Here is a 19,786-nt window from a genome sequence, read left to right as displayed (position 1 = left end):
CGCATATATTCTTTCTTATGATTTTTGGAGCTTGCGTTATCTGATTGATTTTCAAGGTAACGATAAATGGCTGAATAACCTGATTATCCATAACAGATCAATATATGAATAAAACAGAACAATCCCTGGCGTTGTCAGCCTTTGCCGAGAGCCGACTGGCGAACGATCCGCCGCTGCGGGCAGTACGGGCCTTCGAGGCGATAGCCCGGCTGGGCAGCGTGACCCAGGCGGCCCAGGAGCTGGCCATCTCGCCCTCGGCGGTCAGCCATCAGCTGAAAGTGCTGGAAGGGTATTTGCAGATGCCGCTGACCGAACGCCAGGGACGCGGACTGATCCTCAGCCAGCAGGGGCGGGATTATTACCGCTCGATCCGCGCGGCCTTTAACGTCCTGCGTCAGGCCACCGGGCATCTGCTTGAGCAGGTGCAGACCCGCCAGGTGACCATCAGCCTGATCCCGCTGTTTGGCATGGGGTGGTTTATCCCGCGCCTGCCGGGGTTTATGCGGGCGAACCCGCAGACCGAAATTAACGTGGTCTACGCCAACCACCGCAACTACCTGAGCGATGCCTCGGATATGTCGATCCGCTTTGGTAACGGGCAGTGGGCGGGCTATCAGAGCGAGAAGCTGATCTCCGGGCAGATGGTGCCGGTCTGTAGCCGGGCCTTTTTGCGCCTGCACGGGCATATCGATACCCCCGAACAGCTGCTGCAGATGCCGCTCCTGCATGATGAGGAGCGCGCCACCTGGCAGCAGTGGTTTGTCCAGCAGGGGGTAAAACGCCCCCTGCGCCGCAGCGGACCGATGTTTGAAGACGGGCTGTTAACCCTGGCGGGGGTGCAGGCGGGACTGGGCTGCGCGTTGATGCGCGAGCCGCTGATTGCGCCCTATCTGGAGAGCGGTGAACTGGTGAAGATTTTTGACCTGCCGATCGACGATGGCCGGGATTACTACCTGTGCGTGCGTCAGGACGGCGAGATGAGCCAGGACGGCAAGCTGTTGCAAAGCTGGCTGCGGCGTGCGGCAGGGCAGGAATAGTTACACGGGTGCAACAACGCCGGGTGGCGGCTACGCCTTACCCGGCCTACAAAACTACAAAACCGACAAACGACTCTACGCCGTAGGCCGGGCAAGCGCATGCGCCGCCCGGCGTTGCCCTCACCCCCTCCGCGTGCGGGTAGCATACCAGCACAGCAGCGACCCGGCGCACACCATCAGCGCTCCCTGCCAGAAGCTAAACGACAGGGGCGCATTGAGTAGCACCGCCGCCAGCGCCGCTGACAGCACTGGGGTAAAATAGGAGGCCGCTGCCAGCAGCGTCACATTGCCGTGCAGAATGCCGATATTCCACGACGCATAACCAAACCCCAGCGCCACGCCGCACATCAGCAGCTTGATCACCACCGGCACGCTGAACACCATCTCCGGCTGATCGCTGAAGAGATATTTAACCCACAGGGTCAGGGCCGTCAGCAGCACAAACAGCGTGATCCCGTTCTGCCCGTTCGCATATTTACTGGTCACGGTGCAGTAGGCCGCCCAGATAAAGGCCCCGACAAAGGCCAGGCCGTAACTTAGCGGGTTGGAGATGACATTGCGGGCAATCTCCGTCGGATTGAGTCCATTTTCGCCACCCAGTACCCAACTGACGCCCAGCAGGGAGATAAGTAGCCCCGGGATCACCCACAGGGTCGAGCGCTGGCGGTTAAACAGAATGGCAAAGACGATGGTTAGGCTCGGCCAGAGATAGTTAACCATTCCCACCTCAATCGCCTGGTGTCGGGTAGTGGCGTAGCCTAACGACAGGGCGAGACAGATCTCATAGCTGACAAACAGCACGCTGCCGGCCATCAGGTAGCGGTGCGAGAAACGGCGCAGATTGGGAAACCCGACCGTGACCAGACAGAGTAAACCGCTGAGCGTGTAGATCATCGCCGCGCCGCCTACCGGGCCCAGCCCCTCACTCACTCCCCGGATCAGGCCGACCATCGTACTCCAGAGCACAATCGCGGCCAGCCCGATGAGTGTGGCTTTTTTTCTGTCCATCTTATTTCCACAGTCTTTACATTTTCAGGGGCAAATTTATAGCACTGATTCAGTACCTTCCGCGAATTATTCTCCTCGCCGCTACTCCTTAAGCAGTAACAAAACGGCTCCCCGCTGACTATTAAGAGGGCGAAGTTTTCCGATATTGATTTGCCGCAAAAAAAACAGGGGCTTTGCTGTTAGTTTTCCGCCGGAATTCTCAATGATCTAACGAGGACAGCAATGGACGTCAGCCGCAGACAGTTTTTTAAAATCTGCGCGGGCGGTATGGCCGGTACGACAGTAGCTGCTTTAGGGTTCGCTCCCAAAATGGCGCTGGCTCAGGCGCGCAACTATAAGTTGCTGCGCGCGAAAGAGATCCGTAACACCTGCACATACTGCTCCGTGGGATGCGGGCTATTGATGTATAGCCTGGGTGATGGCGCGAAGAACGCCAAAGAGTCGATTTATCATATTGAAGGCGACGCGGATCATCCGGTCAGCCGTGGGGCGTTATGCCCGAAAGGGGCGGGACTGCTGGACTATGTCCACAGCGAAAACCGTCTGCGTTACCCGGAATACCGTGCGCCGGGTTCCGACAAATGGCAGCGACTCTCCTGGGATGAGGCCTTCACCCGGATTGCGAAATTGATGAAAGCCGACCGCGACGCCAACTTCGTTGAGACCAACGACCAGGGCGTGACGGTGAACCGCTGGACCTCCACCGGGATGCTGTGCGCCTCGGCGGCAAGTAATGAAACCGGCATGCTGACGCAAAAATTTGTGCGCTCCCTCGGCATGCTGGCGGTAGATAACCAGGCGCGCGTCTGACACGGACCAACGGTAGCAAGTCTTGCTCCAACATTTGGTCGCGGTGCGATGACCAACCACTGGGTTGATATCAAAAACGCCAACGTCGTGATGGTGATGGGCGGTAACGCCGCTGAAGCTCATCCAGTGGGATTCCGCTGGGCGATGGAAGCGAAAAACAATAATGATGCGACGCTTATCGTCGTCGATCCGCGCTTTACGCGTACGGCATCGGTGGCTGATATCTATGCGCCCATCCGCTCCGGCACGGACATTACGTTCCTCTCCGGCGTGCTGCTGTACCTGATCGAAAACAACAAAATTAACGCCGAGTACGTTAAGCACTACACCAACGCCAATCTGCTGGTGCGGGAAGATTTTGCCTTTGAAGACGGGCTGTTCAGCGGCTACGACGCCGAAAAACGCCAGTACGATAAGTCTTCCTGGAACTATCAGTTCGACGAGAACGGCTATGCCAGACGCGATGAAACCCTGACCGACCCGCGCTGCGTGTGGAACCTGCTGAAACAGCACGTCTCCCGCTATACGCCAGAGGTGGTGGAGAATATCTGCGGCACGCCAAAAGCCGATTTCCTGAAAGTGTGCGAAGTGCTGGCCTCCACCAGTGCCGCGGACAGAACCACGACGTTCCTGTACGCGCTGGGCTGGACGCAACACACCGTCGGGGCGCAGAACATCCGCACCATGGCGATGATCCAGCTGCTGCTCGGCAACATGGGCATGGCCGGTGGCGGGGTCAACGCCCTGCGTGGACACTCCAACATCCAGGGCCTGACCGATCTCGGTCTGCTGTCCACCAGCCTGACCGGCTATCTGACGCTGCCGTCCGAGAAACAGACCGATCTGCAGAGCTATATGACGGCAAACACGCCGAAAGCGACGCTGCCTGACCAGGTGAACTACTGGAGCAACTATCCGAAGTTTTTCGTCAGCCTGATGAAATCTTTCTACGGCGATGCGGCACAGAAGGAGAACGACTGGGGCTTTAACTGGCTGCCGAAATGGGATCAGTCTTACGACGTCATTAAGTACTTCAACATGATGTCGAAAGGCCAGGTCACAGGCTATATCTGCCAGGGCTTCAACCCGGTGGCATCGTTCCCGGATAAGAACAAGATTGTCGCCAGCCTCAGCAAGTTGAAGTACATGGTGGTAATCGATCCGCTGGTGACCGAAACCTCCACCTTCTGGCAGAACCACGGCGAGATGAATGACGTGGATCCCGCCTCCATTCAGACCGAGGTCTTCCGTCTGCCGTCCACCTGCTTCGCGGAAGAGGACGGCTCTATTGCTAACTCCGGCCGCTGGCTGCAGTGGCACTGGAAAGGACAGGATGCCCCGGGCGAAGCGCGTAATGACGGCGAGATCCTGGCCGGGATTTACCATCGCCTGCGCGAGATGTACCGCACCGAAGGCGGTAAAGGCGTCGAGCCGCTGCTGCGGATGAGCTGGGATTACAAACAGCCGGATCATCCGGAATCGGAAGAGGTGGCGAAAGAGAACAACGGCTACGCGCTGGCGGATCTCTACGACGCTAACGGTGTGCTGATCGCGAAGAAAGGCCAGCTGCTGAGCAGCTTCGCCCAACTTCGTGATGACGGTAGCACCGCGTCGTCGTGCTGGATCTACACCGGGAGCTGGACCGAGCAGGGCAACCAGATGGCCAACCGCGATAATGCCGACCCGTCAGGGCTGGGCAATACGCTGGGCTGGGCCTGGGCGTGGCCGCTCAACCGCCGCGTGCTCTACAACCGCGCCTCGGCGGATATCAACGGCAAGCCGTGGGATCCGAAACGGATGCTGATCCAGTGGAACGGGACGAAGTGGACCGGGAACGATATTCCGGACTACAACACCGCCGCGCCGGGCAGTAACACCGGGCCGTTTATCATGCAGCCGGAAGGGCTGGGACGTCTGTTTGCCATCGACAAGCTGGCAGAAGGGCCGTTCCCGGAACACTACGAGCCGATGGAAACGCCGCTGGGCACCAACCCGCTGCACCCGAACGTGGTCTCCAGTCCGGTGGTGCGAGTCTACGAGGAAGATGCCGTGCGGATGGGCAAGAAAGACAAGTTCCCGTACGTCGGCACCACCTATCGCCTGACCGAGCATTTCCACACCTGGACCAAGCATGCGCGACTGAACGCTATCGCTCAGCCGGAACAGTTTGTCGAGATCAGCGAGACCCTGGCGCAGGCCAAAGGGATTGCCAACGGCGATCGCGTCAAGGTCAGCAGCCAGCGCGGGTTTATTCGTGCCGTGGCGGTGGTTACCCGTCGTCTGCAGGCCCTGAACGTTCACGGACAGCAGGTGGAAACGGTGGGTATTCCGCTGCACTGGGGCTTTGAAGGGGTGGCGCAGAAGGGCTATATCGCCAATACCCTGACGCCTGCGGTAGGGGATTCCAACTCGCAGACGCCGGAGTATAAGGCGTTTCTGGTCAACATCGAGAAAGCATAAGGAGCGAATACATGTCGATGGAAACACAAGACGTCATCAAACGCTCCGCCACAAACGGCATTACGCCCGCGCCTCGCGCGCGGGATTACAAAGCTGAAGTGGCAAAGCTTATCGATGTCTCCTCCTGCGTGGGCTGCAAAGCCTGCCAGGTGGCCTGTTCAGAGTGGAATGATATCCGCGACGAAGTGGGCCATTGCGTCGGGGTGTACGACAACCCGGCAGATCTGAGCGCCAAATCCTGGACGGTAATGCGCTTTAGCGAAACCGAGCAGAACGGCAAGCTGGAGTGGCTGATCCGCAAAGACGGTTGTATGCACTGCGAGGATCCGGGCTGCCTGAAAGCCTGCCCGTCCGCCGGGGCGATTATTCAGTACGCCAACGGCATCGTCGATTTTCAGCAGGATAACTGCATCGGCTGCGGGTACTGCATCGCCGGGTGTCCGTTCAACGTGCCGCGCCTCAATAAAGAGGATAACCGGGTCTACAAATGCACCCTGTGCGTGGATCGCGTCAGCGTCGGTCAGGAGCCAGCGTGCGTGAAGACCTGTCCGACGGGCGCCATTCACTTTGGCACCAAGAAGGAGATGCTGGAGGTAGCCCAGCAGCGGGTCGATAAGCTTAAAGCGCGCGGCTACGCCAATGCGGGCATCTACAATCCGCAAGGGGTGGGTGGGACGCACGTGATGTATGTCCTGCACCATCTCGACCAGCCGGAGCTGTATCACAATCTGCCGAAAGATCCGGCGATCGATACCTCCATCAACCTGTGGAAAGGCGCGCTTAAACCGCTCTCTGCGGCGGGCTTTATCGCCACCTTTGCCGGGTTGATTTATCACTACATTGGTATCGGGCCGAACAAAGAGGTGGATGACGATGAGGAGGAGCACCATGAGTAAGTCAAAGATGATCGTGCGCACGAAGTTTGTTGACCGCGCCTGTCACTGGACGGTGGTGATCTGCTTCTTCCTGGTGTCGCTGTCGGGGATTTCGTTCTTCTTCCCGACGCTGCAGTGGCTGACGGAGACCTTCGGCACACCGCAGATGGGACGCATTCTGCATCCGTTCTTTGGGGTGCTGATTTTCGTGGCGCTGATGTTTATGTTCGTGCGTTTCGTGCATCACAACATCCCGGACAAGCAGGATATTCCCTGGCTGAAGGGTATTGTTGAGGTGCTGAAAGGCAACGAGCACAAAGTCGCGAAAGTGGGTAAATATAACGCCGGGCAAAAGATGATGTTCTGGACCATCATGAGCATGATTTTTGTCCTGCTGGTAACCGGGGTCATTATCTGGCGTCCGTACTTTGCGCACTATTTCCCGATGCAGGTGGTGCGTTATAGCCTGCTGATCCATGCCACCTCGGCCATTATTTTGATCCACGCCATTCTGATCCATATGTATATGGCGTTCTGGGTCAAAGGCTCGATTAAAGGGATGATCGAAGGGAAGGTGAGCCGCCGCTGGGCGCAGAAACACCACCCACGCTGGTATCGGGACGTGGAACGTCTGGAAGCGAAAAAAGATGTTAGTGAAGGGATGAAGTAATCTCATCGCCTGTTGTGCCCGGCGGCGCTGCGCTTGCGCGGGCCTACGGGGAAAGCCCCCCGCTCCGGAAGGTATTTCGGAGCGGGTTTTTTGGGAGGTCAGGTGTTGGTTATTAGCGAGTCAATGGCACCAACGACATCCTGGCGCGTATTACGCAAATTACAAATTAAATCTCTGCTGTTAATTTTTCTGTTATTGACGTTCGTCACCATAGGTGAAAATATTAATAAGCTTTCGAAATCAATATTGATGCGCGGTGCAAGGTGTTCATGCCAGAGTGGAAGCTTACGCGCCCGTACTAAAGGAACGATGACGCGTGTTTCCAGATCGTCATAACAATCATGTTGAATAATCATATAGTAGGGTAGTTCTTTATTGGTCAAAATAGACGAATTACGATAAACGTTAAATTGTTTTAGCATTATATCACCCTAAAAAATTCATCGTCGGTAAGGGTTCCATATTTAGCGACGAACTCATTCATAGCCTTCATGAATTCTTTATCGCGTTTGCGCTGCTCGGTGCGCTCCTCTGCCGTTAATACCGGGCGCGGTGGGGCGCCAGTTAAATGATCCTTTCCTGGGCTTTTTTCCTTGATACTTGTTTTCATTGTTTGTTCTCCTGTGTCGGTGCAGCCATTATCAGTCGCCAACAATAAAAAACAATACCGAACCGCCTGGTAATTCAGGAATTGCGAGCATGCTTCCAGACAAAAGCAATACGGTGAAATCAGGCAAGATTATTGGGGAGCACCCTCCCGATAAATAACCAGGAGGGCAGTAATCGTCAGAACTTCTCTTTAATATAACGGAACGGATAAGCGGTTGGTTTAATTTTGCCGATTTTACGTTTCGGTAATTTGACCTCTTCTTCTGGCAACTCTTTATAGGGAATTTGCGTCAGCAGATGGGAGATAATATTCAGCCGCGCACGCTTTTTATCTTCGGAGCGGGCAACAAACCACGGTGCCCAGGCGGTGTCGGTGGCGGCAAACATCGCATCGCGCGCCTCGGTGTACTCATCCCAGCGGTTAAAGGATTTGATGTCCATTGGCGACAGCTTCCAGGTTTTGCGCCCGTCGTTGATGCGGTCGCGCAGACGCCGCTCCTGCTCTTTCGGCGTCACTTCCAGCCAGTATTTGATCAGAATAATGCCCGCATCGACCATCGCTTTTTCGATGATAGGCGCGCCATCGAGAAACTTCTCGACCTGGTCTTCCGTACAAAATCCCATCACGCGCTCAACGCCCGCGCGGTTGTACCAGCTGCGGTCAAATATCACGATCTCCCCCGCTGAGGGCAGATGCGGCACATAGCGCTGGAAGTAGAGCTGGCTTTTCTCTTTCTCAGTCGGGGCCGGCAGGGCCACCACCCGGAACACGCGTGGGCTGACGCGTTCGGTCAGGGCCTTGATGGTGCCCCCTTTACCCGCGCCGTCGCGCCCTTCGAAGACGACGCACACTTTCAGGCCCTTACTCACCACCCAGCGCTGCAACTTGACCAGCTCCACATGCAGGCGGTGCAGTTCTTTCTCGTACTCCGTACGCTTAAGCGGGGCGGGGGGCGTTAGCTTCTCTACAGGTTTGGTTTTCTTCTTATCTTTATCTGCCATGATGCGTTCCTTTACAGGGATTCTGACGGTACGGTGCGACATAACACTTTGAAGTGTAATCAGGGCTGAGCTAGCTTGCGGAAAATATTCACAGCCTACCCGAATTGATGGAGGAATCGGCCAGCGGTGCGATTTGAACTGGCTCACCATACAAGATTGTTCAATAATGCTGGTTGCAATTTTTTAACAAGTGGTTGTGGTATGAAAAAGACGGTGTTTTCGTTAGCACTTGGCACCTTTGGCCTCGGCATGGCCGAATTTGGCATTATGGGTGTGTTAACCGAACTGGCGCGGGATGTGGGGATCACCATTCCCTCCGCCGGAAATATGATTTCGTTTTACGCCTTTGGGGTGGTGATAGGGGCGCCGATCATCGCGCTGTTCTCCAGTAAGTTCTCCTTAAAGTCGATCCTGCTGTTCCTCGTAGCGCTGTGCCTTATCGGCAATGCGATTTTCACCTTCTCCACCTCCTATACCATGCTGGCGATTGGGCGGCTGGTCTCCGGTTTTCCCCACGGGGCGTTCTTTGGCGTCGGCACCATTATCCTGTCGCGTATTGCGCCGCCGGGCAAAGTGACGCTGGCGGTGGCGGGTATGGTCGCCGGGATGACGGTGGCCAACCTTGCGGGGGTGCCATTCGGGACCTGGCTCGGGCATCATTTCAGCTGGCGTTACACCTTCTTCCTGATTGCCGCCTTTAACCTGCTGGTAATGGTATCGATCGTCCTGTGGGTGCCGCAGACGTTCGATACCACCCAGCGTCGCCTGAGTGAGCAGTTCCACTTCCTGAAGAAACCGGAGCCGTGGTTTATCTTCGCCGCCACCATGTTCGGCAACGCCGGGGTCTTCGCCTGGTTCAGCTTCGTGAAGCCGTTCATGATCAACGTGTCGGGCTTTTCCGAAGGGGTGATGACCGCCATCATGATGCTGATGGGGCTGGGGATGGTGCTGGGCAACCTGTTCAGCGGCAAGCTCTCCGGGCGCTACAGCCCGCTGCGCATTGCGGCGATCACCGATCTGGTGATTGTCCTGTCGCTTCTGCTGTTGTTTGCCTTCGGTCAGATGCCTGCGGCCTCGCTGGTGATGGGCTTTATCTGCTGCGCCGGGCTGTTTGCGCTGTCGGCACCGCTGCAGATCCTGCTCCTGCAAAATGCGCAGGGCGGGGAGATGCTGGGTGCGGCGGGGGGGCAGGTGGCGTTTAATCTCGGCAGCGCTATTGGGGCGTACTTTGGCGGGATGATGATTACCCTGGGCTTTAGCTGGAGTTACGTGACCTTGCCTGCGGCGGCGCTGTCGTTCTGCGCCATGTCGTCGCTGTTGATGTATGGGTATCTGAAAGGCCGCCGTGCTGGGGGGAATGCCCAGGCGTTAGCCTGAGAGTGAATTGCCGGGTGGCGCTGCGCTTACCCGGCCTACAAAATCAGTAGGCCCGTGCAAGCGCAGCGCCGCCGGGCAAAAAACACTCACATCACGCTTTCAAGATTGTGCAGGAAATCGTCGATCTGATCTGACGAGGCGGTATCTGCCTGATAGAGAATATCCAGACTGACGTTCTTCAGGCCGCAAAAACCAAAAACACCTTCGACTAACTGGGTGCGTATCGCCGTCGAATAACCGTGTTTATCGAAACCTGTAAGATCGCTACCCCCCGTCGCGATCAGGCGGACCGGAACATCGCGTAAATTTCCCACAATCCGGCCATCTTCCGCCACTTTGTAGGCCCAGTTCAGGGTGAGCACCCGATCAAACCAGCCTTTCAGCAGGCCAGGCACCGACCACCAGTACACCGGGAAGACAAACACCAGCATATCAGCCCGCTCCACACGCTGTTGTTCACGCAGAATATCGGCGGGAAGGGCGCTGGCATCCCCGTGATACAGCGCAAGATCGGCACGTTGCATAGCTGGTGTAAAGGCTTCGGCATGCAGATCGGCCATCTCGACCTGAGTACCTTGTTCACGCAGGCGCGCGGCAATGCGCGCCGCCAGGGTGTGGGATAACGAATTTTCGACAGGGTGAGCCGTCAAGATCAGCGCATTATCTATGACATCTGTTACAGACATAACCACCTCAGCACGGAGTTAACGTGCTACTTATATTACTATTGGTAACTTAGGTGTCAATCCGTCGGCAGCACTCATTTTGTGCTATTGGTACAGGTGTTCAGTACGCCAAACATCGCGCCGCTGAGCGTATTCTCCGCGACGTTACGTGCCAGTACGCCGTTGCTCGCGGCGGTGCTGAGCGCATCCGCCGCACCAATGATGGCCGTCAACGCTGCTTCACCCTGCACCCCTTTCAGGGTGATATAGGGGGACAGCGCCATGCGCAGGCAGTCTGCACAATCGGCGACGCAAGCCTCGCGAAAGGTCTGCAGCGCCCGGGAGCCGGAGAGTGCAGCGGCGATAGGCCCGGTCTCTGGCCCGGCGCTGATCGCGCAATCAATATAGGCGGCACTGAAAAAGCGGACAGTCTTTTCCAGCGTTTTGTTATCGACCTTCAGCGTCTCACGGAATTTTTTTAACTGTTGGTCGCTGTAATCCTGATACAGCGCCATCAACAACCCTTCACGGTCGCCAAAGTGATCGTAGGGGATAGGCTTGGTGACATTCGCCCGCTCGGCCAGATAACCCAGCGTCAGCGCCTCGGTGCCTTGCTGACGCACGATCCCGCGAGCAACCTCCAGCAGCTGCACCCGGCGATCCTCTTTTCTTAACCGCTTAACAACCATATTTCCCTCGCGCCCGTTGTCTACTAAAAGTAGTTTACACGGTTTATTGGCGAGGCTGAATTATAAAAGGCTCCCGTAGCGGGAGCCTGAATGCATTCATGGCAGCGAGGGCTCACCCAACGTCAACATTAGCCGGTTAGCCCAGGCGAAGAACGCTGCGGATTGCACCAGATCAAGCTGGGCGAGGGTATCCAGCCCCTGACGTTCCAGCTCGGCCAAATGCCCTGGTGTTACCGCAGGCGGGGTGACCGACAGCGCGGCAGCAAAATCAATCCCCGCCTGCCAGCGCGGGGACTGCCCGCTGCTCAGCGACTGCCCCGGCTCGACCGCCAGCAGCCTTTCTACGGCAGCGTTGTCCTTCGACAGCTGGCTGGCTTTGCGCGCATGAACGGACGCGCAGTAGATGCAGCCGTTGATTTTACTGGTCACCGCGGCGGCCAGCTCTCGCTCCGCCCGGGACAGGCCGCCCGAGGTATAGAAAATGCCTTTATCGGTTAAGGTACGCTGCTCCAGCACCGGCAGATTGCGTCCCAGCAGACGGAAATAGTCCGAGTCGGTATGGCCGAATTTCGCGAGGATCGCCTGCTCATCGGGGGTAAATTCCGCCAGCGGTTTGGGGGCCAGCCACGGCTCCCAGCCTAACTCCAGCTGAGTAAATTCCACCGGGGCCGCTTTGCCGTTTTTAGTCAGCGGCACGGTGTGCCAGGGGCCCGCCACCACCGGGTCATCGCTGGCCGGCACTGGTTTGTCATTGAGCAGCCGCAGGCCGACAATCAGGCGGCTCTGGAAGCTGACAAAGGCGATCAGCTGCGCAAGGGTAACAATGCCTTCTTTGCTCCAGCCCGCCAGAGTGAGGGCGTTGATCGCCCCTGGGGTAGCCTGAACCGGCGAGAAGGTCAGCAGCCGGGCAAAGGTCAGGGCAGGGGTCAGGCGCACGGACGTTGGATCCGCCAGGCCAAACCCGGCGTAGTGGGCTGCCAGCGCGTCGGCGTTGTGCCATTTCGCCACTTTTGCCGCCACCGCAAAGCGCTCGTCCAGCGCAAAGTCGGCGTCCTGCTGACTGAATAACGTTTCGTAGCTCCCCTGCGCGTGACGCGTTGCCGCCTCGCGGGTGAGTCGTGCCTGTGCCAGCGGGGAACCCGGGGCGATCTCCGCCAGTTCGGCGAGAATATCCTGACTTAAAGCCATAGTGACTCCTTATAAAAGATGAGGGGCGATCTGCTCTGCGATTAACTCAATCGAACGCAAGGTGTCCTGATGCGACGGCTCAACCGAATGCACCTGGAACGAAATGTCGGTGGCGCGCGTCAGGACCGAATCCTGCGCCAGCGAAGCGAGGACCGTCTGCGGCGCGCCGATATGGGCGTCAAACTGGCGGATATAATCCGTGACAGTGTCACCATTAAGCGCATGCCCGGCGGCCTGATGCTGCTGCGCCTGACGGGTCAGGCCCGGCTCGGCGACCTTAAGGGCGTACGCATCGCTGTCGGCGACAAACGCGGTGCGCGAGGCCAGAATGCGCGGGGCAACCCCGGACGGCAGGGCGTCGAGATAGGCGTCGATTATCGGGTTCTGGATCGCATCCAGCGGCAGCGCAAGATTGTCCTCCGGGCGCGGCTGGGTGCGGGAGAGCATCAACCCATGGCCCTGCCGGGCGGCACGCACGCCGCCCTCCACCGAGAAGGTGGCGATCCATACCCGCTCCGTCAGCCCTGGCGCAGGCGGATAGAGATGGTTATCCGGGTGGGTCAGGGAATCTCCGCGCCAGGCGCTGTTGATCAGGTGCAGGTGATCGGCAAAGGTGGCCGCCCGCTCGTTAATGGTCAGTCCGAACGGCAAAAACGAGGTCGGCGTCCCGCCGGAACCAAACCCCACCTCCAGCCGCCCGTCGGATAAGAGATCCAGTACCGCGGTGTCTTCCGCCACCCGCAGCGGGTTCTCCAGCGGCAGGGTGATAATGGCGGTGCCCAACCGAATGCGGGAAGTGAATGCTGCGATATGGGCAAGGAACACCAGCGGCGACGGCAGGCCGCCCTCACGCTCGTGGAAGTGGTGCTGGGCGATCCAGGCGGTGTCAAAGCCGTAGCGCTCGGCATGGCGGATCTGCTCTGTCGCCAGGCGATAGCGTTCTTTGGCTGGCACATCGTCCAGCAGGCGGGTGAAGAAACCCAGGCGTTTACGCGTCATGCGTACTCCTTCTTTGAAAAGTGGGGAATGGCGGCGATCAACTCGCGGGTGTAGTCGTTCTGCGGGGCGGCGAACAGTGATTCCACCGCGCCGTGCTCCACGACCTGACCGCTGCGCAGCACGGTGACGCTGTGGGCAATACGCCGGACGGTCGCCAGGTCGTGGGTAATAAACAGATAGGTCAGCCCCAGCTGCTGTTGTAGCTGCTGGAGCAGGGCGAGGATCTGCGCCTGCACGGTGACGTCCAGCGCCGAGGTGGCCTCGTCCAGCACCAGAATGGTCGGCTCGAGGATCAGGGCCCGGGCAATGGCCACGCGCTGTCGCTGGCCGCCCGACAGTTCCTGTGCGGTGCGGGTTAACAGATCCGGTGGCAGGGCCACCCGACGGGTGACGCTCTCCACCCGGGCGGCGCGTTCGGCCTTGCTGACCGGGGCGAAATTCTTCAGCGGCTCTTCGATGATCTCAAACAGCGTCTGGCGCGGGTCCAGCGAGGCAAACGGGTTCTGATAGACGAACTGGATCTTCTGTCGCAATTGACGGCGCGCCTCGTGGCTGAGGGTGGTGGCGTCGATGTCATCGATGATCACCTGGCCGCTGTCGGCCTGCTCAAAGCCGAGCAGGATCCGGGCGAGGGTGGTTTTACCCGAACCCGACTCACCCACCAGCGCGTGGGTGCTGCCGCGCTGCACGGCAAAGCTGACGTCATCCAGAGCCTGCAGCTGATGACCTTTGCCCAGCCCAAAGCGTTTGCTAATACCAATAGCCTGGATGGCCGGAGAGGCCAGAGCACGACCCGACACCGGGGCGATGGTCAAGCGCTGTCCGTTCAGATCGCTCAGTAGTTGGCGCGTATAGGCGTGCTGCGGGGCGCGCACCACGTCGGCGGTAGCGCCATGCTCCTGCACCTCGCCGTGGCGGAATACCAGCAGCCGATCGGCCCGCTGGGCCGCGAGGGCGAGGTCATGGGTGACAAACAGCACCGCGGTGCCGGATTCACGCCGCAGGACGTCCAGCAGATCGAGAATGCGTTTCTGCACCGTGACGTCCAGGGCGCTGGTGGGTTCATCGGCAACGATCACGTCCGGGCGCAGGGCGATGGCGATGGCAATCAATACCCGCTGCTTCATGCCGCCGGAGAGCTGATGCGGAAACTGCTTCATCCGCTGCTCCGGGTGGCTGAGGCCGACCTTAGTCAACAGCACCAGCACCTGTTTATCGCCCTCGGCCTTGTTGATTTTTTGATGCAGATGCAGGATTTCACCCACCTGGGCACCGACGGTTTTCACCGGATTAAGGGAGTTACCCGGATCCTGCGGCACCAGGCTGATGCGCGCCCCGCGCAGGCTGTCGAGGCGTTTGGCCGACCACTGGCTGAGATCTTCCCCGTTCAGGCGAATGCTGCCCCCGTCGCGGCGGGCGTTATCCGCCAGCAGGCCGATAATCGCTTGCGCGGTGGTGGTTTTGCCCGAGCCGGACTCGCCGACAAAGGCCAGCATTTCGCCGCGCCCGAGGGTAAAGCTGACGTTATGCACAACCTCGCGCCACTCGCGTCCGGTGCGGTAGCTGAGGGTCAGGTTTTCCACTGATAACACGGTCATGAGCGATCTCCGCTTAACTGACGGCTGATACGGTTTGTGGCCAGCACCACGGCGATCACCACCAGGCCGGGGAAGGTGGTTAACCACCAGGCGGTGGAGAGATAGTTACGCCCCTCGGCAATCAGCAAGCCCCACTCCGGGATCGGCGGTGGGGTGCCATAGCCAAGGAAGCTGAGTGTGGACAGCGCCAGGATTGCCTGACCAAACTGCAAGGTGGCAAAAGCCAGCACCGCGGTCAGGGAGTTGGGCAGAATGTGGCGCCACAGCACCGTCCAGAAGGTGCCCCCGCTGCCAAACGCCGCTTCGACATAGTCGTTGTGGCGGATACGCACCACCTCTCCTCGCGCCAGGCGGGCAAAGCTGGCGATCGACGCTACCCCAACGGCGATGGCGGCGTTAACCGTGCCAAAGCCAAGAAGAATGATGACGGTCAGCGACAGCAGCAGCGAGGGGATGGCAAGCAGAACGTCCACCAGGCGCATCAGCACCGATTCCACCCGTCCGGCAAAGGCCCCGGCAATTACGCCGATAGCGGTGCCAATAAACAGCCCCATCGCCACTGCCACCAGCGCGGCGCTCAGGGAGTGCGAGGCGCCATAGACGATGCGGGTATAGACATCGCGTCCCAGCTGGTCGGTGCCAAGCCAGTAGTCCGCCTGGGGAGCCAGCCGCTGCGCCCCGGCAATGCCCTCAATCGGGCTGAAGTGGGTGAGTAGCCCCGGCGCGATGGCGGCGAGTGCGGCGGCGGTAATAATGGCCCAGGCCAGCCATAATCCCGGCTGCCAGCGCACTCCGCCCCAGGTGGGGATGCGCTTACGCGCCGCGGCAGCATAATCAACAAGGCTCATGCAGCACCTCCGGTAACGGTTTGCAGGCGGGGATCGAACAGCGGCATCAGCAGATCCACCAGCAGGTTAATCAGCACAAAACCGAGGGCAGAGATCATCACCACTGCTTGTAACACGGCGATATCCTGGTTATTCACCGCCTGCTGGGTCAGCAGCCCCAGCCCGCTGCGGCCAAACACGGTTTCGGTGATCAGCGCCCCGGCAATCAGTTCGCCCAGCAGCAGCCCGGCGATGTTCAGCACCGGTAGCAGGGCATTGCCGGTGACGTGCCGCCAGAGGACGGCGGTTTCGCTTAGCCCTTTGGCCCGCGCCACGGCGACAAACGGCTGGGCAGCCACCTGATCCAGACTGCGCATCAGGATCTGCGCCAGCGGGGCGGAGATCGGAATGGCGACCGTGATTATCGGCAGGATCAGCCCCTGCAATGGGGTCGGGTTAATCACCGGGATCAGCCGCAGCTGGAAGGAGAACAGCTGAATCAGGGCGATCCCCAGCCAGAAGGTCGGCAGGGAGATAAACAGCACCGGCAGGGACTGAATAGCGTTGCTGAGCCAGCGCAGCCCTGGCAGGCGCGAGGCCAGCGCCAGGGAGAAGGCCAGCACCACCGCCAGCGCAAAGGCGGGCAGCGCCAGGCTTAAGGTATCCGGCAGATTGGTGGCGATAAGCTCGCTCACCGCCACCCCCGCCTGAACGGAGAAACCAAAATCGCCGCGCAGCATCGCCCCGAGGGTATGCAGATACTGTTGCCACAGCGGGCTGTCGGCCCCGTAAGCAATCCGCATCTCTTCGATTTGCGCCGGGCTCAGACCCAGGTCCGGGTTCTGGAACTTGATCAGCACCGCGTCCCCCGGCAGCACCTGAAGCAGCACGAAGGACAAAGTAAACGCCGCCCAGAGCACCAGCAGCCCCAGCCCGGCCCGTCGCAGCAGATAGTGGCTCATCATTGTCCCCTTAGTGTTTTTCGAGCCACGCGCCGTAGAACGACGGGCGACCGACCGCTTCAAAACTCACCCCTTTCAGCCAGGGCGCACCGGCGAACACCTGCGGCTCCTCGAAGATCGGGATCACGTAGGCGTTATCCAGCAGGTAGCGCTGGGCATCGCCGGTTAGCTGGAGGCGCTTCTGCGGGTCTATTTCGGCGGAGATGTTCACCAGCAGCTCGTTGAGCTTGTCGTCGCGGAAGCTGTTGACCTTGTCGCTGGAGCCCCCTTTTTGCAGCAGGGCGTCGCGGTTATTTGGGTAGAACATGCTCTTCACCACGTCCGGGTCGGCGCGGCCCACTTCCGAGACGGTGAGCGGCGTTTTCAGCGGATCGAGGTTGTCGAGAACGTGACTCCCGGCATCACCGGCCTTCACGTTGAGGGCGACACCCACCTGGCGCCACTGCTGGGCCACCAGCTGCAACACCTCTTTATTCTGCGGCTGCGGCAGGGATTCGTAGATGGTCAGGGCCAGACGCTGACCGTCTTTAGAGCGGATGCCGTCGCTGCCTGCTTTCCAGCCAGCTTCATCCAGCAGGGCGCTGGCTTTGGCCGGGTCGAAGGTGAGCTTGTCGCTGAGATCGACATACCCAGCGGCGGAATCGGCAATCACTGATTTGGCCTGCGGGTAGTTCGACGAAAACAGGGTCTCAACCACCTGTCTGGCATTGGTGGCGTGCAGCAGCGCCTGGCGTACCCGCAGGTCGGCCACCAGTGGGTTATCAGGGCGGAAGCTGATGCTGTCGTTTACCCCGCGAGTTGGGGCGGCATAGATGTGATATCCCTGTTCGGTGGCCTGTTTTTCGTCATAGGCCTGCACCTGGCGGATAAAGTCGGCCTGACCGGCCAGCAGCGCCCCGACGCGAACGCTGTCTTCCGGGGTCACCAGATAGGTGATGCCGTCGAGGTTAGCCGGGCCCTGCTGGGCGAGGTTTTTCGGCCCCCAGGCGTAGTCTTTCCGCGCCTGAAGATTCACTTCCCGGCCCAGCTTTTCATCTTTCACCACAAATGGGCCAGAGCCGATGATATGTCGGGCGTCGCCCAGCTCTTCAAAGTTACGTTGTAACGTACTCAGCGAGACCAGCCCCGAGCCGATAGTGGCGGTGCCCTGCAGGAAACCCGGGGACGGCTTTTTGAAGTAGAACTTCACCGTCTGCGGGTCGATCACTTCGCTGCGGTCGTAGTTGTTGATCACTTCAGACACCGGCAGGCGCTGGGCCTTATTGCCTTTGCCGTAGGTATCGAAGTTCTTCGCTACCGCGGTAGCATCCAGCGGCGTGCCGTCGGAGAAGGTCACCCCTGGACGGATTTTAAAGGTGTATTCGGTTTTATCGGTGTTGGTGGACCAGCTCTCGGCGATCCACGGCTCTACTTCCAGCGTCTTCGGGTTTTGCCAGGTAAGCTTGTCGGTTATCTGATTCAGGATCCCGCCGTTGGGGTAAAACCCGCCCGCCGGAGCATAGAGGTTGGTGTGCGCCTGCTGTTCCAGATAAACCAGGATGCCGCCTTTAACCGGGGTATCGGCAGCATAAGCCGCCGTTGTCGCAAGAATAAGCGCCGTCAGCAGCGGCAGGCGAAATGGGGTTTGCATGGTGAATTCCTTATGTTTTTTCTTGTTAGCGTCGAAAGCATCTTCGGGCGGGGAAGAACAGAAAGGAACCAAGGAATTGAGCTAAGGATTTGCGGAAAGTGGAAATAATAAAACCGCGCCGGGAGTGGCGCGGTTGGCAGGCACTAAACAAATTTCGCCAGCGGATCGGCGGCGGCAAAGGCCACGGCGCGGTCGGCCGCCGGGGGATAAATCAACTCGTTGGTGATGGCGATTTTGATTTTCTTCGCCTCATCGCGAACGCATTTTACCTTCTGGTCCCAGCCTTCGCTGTAAACCGCGCCCCAGCCACCCAGATCGAGACAGGTAACGTAGTTCACCTGACGATAGGGAAAGGGTGCTACCTCTAACAGGCTGGCGGCGGCGTTATGCCCGGCGAATTTGCCCAGTTGGATGGCGTGCTGGCAGGTCATCAACGCCGTGTTGCCAAGATCGTCGGTACGGGCGTGGGCCATGTCCCCGGTGGCGTAGACCTCCGGGTGGCCAGGCACCTGCAGGCTCTCGTTGACCACTAAGCGCCCCTGGCCGTCGCGCTCGCCCGCAATCTGCTGGCTGAGGGGATGGGCTTCCACCCCCGCCGTCCAGACGACGGTGGCGGCAGGGATACGCTCGCCGTTTTTCAGGGTGACACCGCAGGCATCGACGGCTTCGATCTCACTGTTGAGCCGCCACTCTACGCCCAGTTCTTTGCTCGCCTCTTCGATGGTATGACGAAGCTCTTCGCTGTAGCGCCCGCCAATTACGGTGCCTCGCTCAACTACGATAACTTTAGTCTGTGTATCATTGCCGAAACGGGCCCGCAGACGGGCAGGAAGTTCGGTTGCCAGCTCAATGCCGGTGAAACCGCCCCCGCACACCACCACGGTGTTACGTTCCGGCGTGGAAGGGCGTGAGGCCAGTGAATCAAGGTGATTTTCAAAAAACTGGGCGGATTCCAGCTGATCGATATCAAAGGCAAATTCGGCCAGACCGGCAATGGCCGGACGGCGGGTCTGGCTGCCGGTCGCCACAATCAGACGGTCGTAACAGACCAGGGTTACATTGCCCAGAGGATCGCGATACCAGACGCTTTTCTGTGTTGCATCAATACGTTCTGCGGAACCGGCAATAAAGTGAATATCAAGTTCAGCAAAGAGATCGCTTAACGGGGCGGCATAGCCTGCGACCTGCTCTTCATAAAAGCGCGGGCGGATGCGCAGCTCCGGGCGAGGGGCCAGTACGGTGATCTGCAGGTCATCAGTTCCCGTTAAATCAGCCAGACGCGCGGCGCTCACTGCTGCCCACATACCGGCAAAACCGCTGCCGACAATTAAAATGTGCTTCTTCATCTTCGATCCTTTTTTCTCATCAAGCCCTCTGGCT

18 protein-coding genes are annotated in these 19,786 nt (G+C 59.0%); 5 read left to right on the top strand and 13 right to left on the bottom strand.

Annotated elements, in window-relative coordinates; genetic code table 11:
• Positions 1–104: 104 nt before the first annotated feature.
• On the top strand, positions 105–1,037 hold the full coding sequence (locus SOM40_RS11375; RefSeq protein ID WP_261643672.1) for a LysR substrate-binding domain-containing protein: 933 nt from the start codon (positions 105–107) through the stop codon (positions 1,035–1,037).
• A gap of 120 nt (positions 1,038–1,157) precedes the next feature.
• Here SOM40_RS11375 and yddG read toward each other — a convergent pair whose 3' ends face one another.
• Positions 1,158–2,045, bottom strand: a complete 888-nt coding sequence (yddG, locus tag SOM40_RS11370; RefSeq protein ID WP_320530946.1) for an aromatic amino acid DMT transporter YddG — start codon at positions 2,043–2,045, stop codon at positions 1,158–1,160.
• Positions 2,046–2,267: 222 nt separating this feature from the next.
• Here yddG and fdnG point away from each other — a divergent pair, with 222 nt between their 5' ends.
• The 3 genes from fdnG to fdnI are packed head-to-tail and all read left to right on the top strand — an operon-like array spanning position 2,268 to position 6,860.
• Entirely contained in the window at positions 2,268–5,315 is a 3,048-nt protein-coding gene (gene fdnG, locus SOM40_RS11365; RefSeq protein ID WP_166182475.1) for a formate dehydrogenase-N subunit alpha, read from the top strand.
• Between the two features lie 11 nt (positions 5,316–5,326).
• On the top strand, positions 5,327–6,211 hold the full coding sequence (fdxH, locus tag SOM40_RS11360) for a formate dehydrogenase subunit beta (protein WP_106992894.1): 885 nt from the start codon (positions 5,327–5,329) through the stop codon (positions 6,209–6,211).
• Entirely contained in the window at positions 6,204–6,860 is a 657-nt protein-coding gene (gene fdnI / locus SOM40_RS11355) for a formate dehydrogenase-N subunit gamma (RefSeq protein WP_106992893.1), read from the top strand. Before fdxH ends, fdnI begins: the two co-directional genes overlap by 8 nt.
• A 98-nt stretch (positions 6,861–6,958) precedes the next feature.
• Here fdnI and SOM40_RS11350 read toward each other — a convergent pair whose 3' ends face one another.
• The 3 genes from SOM40_RS11350 to ppk2 all read right to left on the bottom strand — a co-directional run bounded on the left by SOM40_RS11350 (position 6,959) and on the right by ppk2 (position 8,471).
• Positions 6,959–7,282 carry a CcdB family protein gene (locus SOM40_RS11350; RefSeq protein WP_106992892.1) on the bottom strand — a complete coding sequence of 108 codons (324 nt, stop codon included), beginning with the start codon at positions 7,280–7,282 and terminating at the stop codon, positions 6,959–6,961.
• On the bottom strand, positions 7,282–7,470 hold the full coding sequence (locus tag SOM40_RS11345; protein ID WP_312997505.1) for a hypothetical protein: 189 nt from the start codon (positions 7,468–7,470) through the stop codon (positions 7,282–7,284). The genes SOM40_RS11350 and SOM40_RS11345 overlap by 1 nt, the downstream gene beginning before the upstream one ends.
• A gap of 176 nt (positions 7,471–7,646) precedes the next feature.
• Positions 7,647–8,471, bottom strand: coding sequence for a polyphosphate kinase 2 (ppk2, locus tag SOM40_RS11340; RefSeq protein WP_166182471.1), 825 nt, complete (start codon positions 8,469–8,471; stop codon positions 7,647–7,649).
• A 201-nt stretch (positions 8,472–8,672) separates the two neighbouring features.
• On the opposite strand from ppk2, the gene araJ reads away from it, so the two are divergent.
• The gene (gene araJ / locus SOM40_RS11335; protein WP_320530947.1) at positions 8,673–9,848 is read left to right on the top strand and encodes an MFS transporter AraJ; all 1,176 of its coding nucleotides are present in this window, start codon (positions 8,673–8,675) and stop codon (positions 9,846–9,848) included.
• A gap of 86 nt (positions 9,849–9,934) precedes the next feature.
• Here araJ and SOM40_RS11330 read toward each other — a convergent pair whose 3' ends face one another.
• The 9 genes from SOM40_RS11330 to SOM40_RS11290 form a co-directional block, all read right to left on the bottom strand.
• A complete protein-coding gene (locus SOM40_RS11330) occupies positions 9,935–10,534 on the bottom strand; it encodes an NAD(P)H-dependent oxidoreductase (protein ID WP_320530948.1) in 600 nt (199 codons plus the stop codon).
• A 74-nt stretch (positions 10,535–10,608) separates the two neighbouring features.
• On the bottom strand, positions 10,609–11,202 hold the full coding sequence (locus SOM40_RS11325; RefSeq protein ID WP_106992887.1) for a TetR/AcrR family transcriptional regulator: 594 nt from the start codon (positions 11,200–11,202) through the stop codon (positions 10,609–10,611).
• A 96-nt stretch (positions 11,203–11,298) separates the two neighbouring features.
• Positions 11,299–12,390 carry an alkylhydroperoxidase domain protein gene (locus tag SOM40_RS11320; protein ID WP_320530949.1) on the bottom strand — a complete coding sequence of 364 codons (1,092 nt, stop codon included), beginning with the start codon at positions 12,388–12,390 and terminating at the stop codon, positions 11,299–11,301.
• 9 nt (positions 12,391–12,399) lie between these two features.
• Positions 12,400–13,389: a putative FMN-dependent luciferase-like monooxygenase gene (locus SOM40_RS11315; protein WP_320530950.1), complete on the bottom strand. Its 990-nt coding sequence runs from the start codon at positions 13,387–13,389 to the stop codon at positions 12,400–12,402.
• Positions 13,386–14,987 (bottom strand): dipeptide ABC transporter ATP-binding protein, encoded by a 1,602-nt coding sequence (locus SOM40_RS11310; protein WP_320530951.1) that lies wholly within the window; start codon positions 14,985–14,987, stop codon positions 13,386–13,388. Before SOM40_RS11310 ends, SOM40_RS11315 begins: the two co-directional genes overlap by 4 nt.
• Positions 14,984–15,835 (bottom strand): ABC transporter permease, encoded by an 852-nt coding sequence (locus SOM40_RS11305; RefSeq protein ID WP_320530952.1) that lies wholly within the window; start codon positions 15,833–15,835, stop codon positions 14,984–14,986. Before SOM40_RS11305 ends, SOM40_RS11310 begins: the two co-directional genes overlap by 4 nt.
• Entirely contained in the window at positions 15,832–16,776 is a 945-nt protein-coding gene (locus SOM40_RS11300) for an ABC transporter permease (RefSeq protein WP_225758795.1), read from the bottom strand. Before SOM40_RS11300 ends, SOM40_RS11305 begins: the two co-directional genes overlap by 4 nt.
• Before the next feature lie 10 nt (positions 16,777–16,786).
• Complete coding sequence (locus SOM40_RS11295; protein ID WP_320530953.1) at positions 16,787–18,406, bottom strand: TIGR04028 family ABC transporter substrate-binding protein; 1,620 nt, start codon at positions 18,404–18,406, stop codon at positions 16,787–16,789.
• A 143-nt stretch (positions 18,407–18,549) separates the two neighbouring features.
• Positions 18,550–19,752, bottom strand: a complete 1,203-nt coding sequence (locus SOM40_RS11290; RefSeq protein WP_320530954.1) for an NAD(P)/FAD-dependent oxidoreductase — start codon at positions 19,750–19,752, stop codon at positions 18,550–18,552.
• Positions 19,753–19,786 lie beyond the last annotated feature (34 nt).

The sequence above is a fragment of the Leclercia sp. CFBP8987 genome, assembly GCF_034044995.2.
Lineage (GTDB): Bacteria > Pseudomonadota > Gammaproteobacteria > Enterobacterales > Enterobacteriaceae > Enterobacter > Enterobacter tamurae.
This window is presented reverse-complemented; position numbering and strand designations above follow the sequence as displayed.

Coding starts and splice junctions, on each gene's coding strand:
- SOM40_RS11295 (WP_320530953.1), bottom strand. CDS start 18,406: ATGCAAACCCCATTTCGCCTGCCGCTGCTGACGGCGCTTATTCTTGCG.
- SOM40_RS11345 (WP_312997505.1), bottom strand. CDS start 7,470: ATGAAAACAAGTATCAAGGAAAAAAGCCCAGGAAAGGATCATTTAACT.
- SOM40_RS11310 (WP_320530951.1), bottom strand. CDS start 14,987: ATGACCGTGTTATCAGTGGAAAACCTGACCCTCAGCTACCGCACCGGA.
- SOM40_RS11350 (WP_106992892.1), bottom strand. CDS start 7,282: ATGCTAAAACAATTTAACGTTTATCGTAATTCGTCTATTTTGACCAAT.
- SOM40_RS11330 (WP_320530948.1), bottom strand. CDS start 10,534: ATGTCTGTAACAGATGTCATAGATAATGCGCTGATCTTGACGGCTCAC.
- SOM40_RS11315 (WP_320530950.1), bottom strand. CDS start 13,389: ATGACGCGTAAACGCCTGGGTTTCTTCACCCGCCTGCTGGACGATGTG.
- SOM40_RS11375 (WP_261643672.1), top strand. CDS start 105: ATGAATAAAACAGAACAATCCCTGGCGTTGTCAGCCTTTGCCGAGAGC.
- fdxH (WP_106992894.1), top strand. CDS start 5,327: ATGTCGATGGAAACACAAGACGTCATCAAACGCTCCGCCACAAACGGC.
- SOM40_RS11325 (WP_106992887.1), bottom strand. CDS start 11,202: ATGGTTGTTAAGCGGTTAAGAAAAGAGGATCGCCGGGTGCAGCTGCTG.
- ppk2 (WP_166182471.1), bottom strand. CDS start 8,471: ATGGCAGATAAAGATAAGAAGAAAACCAAACCTGTAGAGAAGCTAACG.
- fdnI (WP_106992893.1), top strand. CDS start 6,204: ATGAGTAAGTCAAAGATGATCGTGCGCACGAAGTTTGTTGACCGCGCC.
- SOM40_RS11305 (WP_320530952.1), bottom strand. CDS start 15,835: ATGAGCCTTGTTGATTATGCTGCCGCGGCGCGTAAGCGCATCCCCACC.
- araJ (WP_320530947.1), top strand. CDS start 8,673: ATGAAAAAGACGGTGTTTTCGTTAGCACTTGGCACCTTTGGCCTCGGC.
- SOM40_RS11320 (WP_320530949.1), bottom strand. CDS start 12,390: ATGGCTTTAAGTCAGGATATTCTCGCCGAACTGGCGGAGATCGCCCCG.
- SOM40_RS11290 (WP_320530954.1), bottom strand. CDS start 19,752: ATGAAGAAGCACATTTTAATTGTCGGCAGCGGTTTTGCCGGTATGTGG.
- SOM40_RS11300 (WP_225758795.1), bottom strand. CDS start 16,776: ATGAGCCACTATCTGCTGCGACGGGCCGGGCTGGGGCTGCTGGTGCTC.
- yddG (WP_320530946.1), bottom strand. CDS start 2,045: ATGGACAGAAAAAAAGCCACACTCATCGGGCTGGCCGCGATTGTGCTC.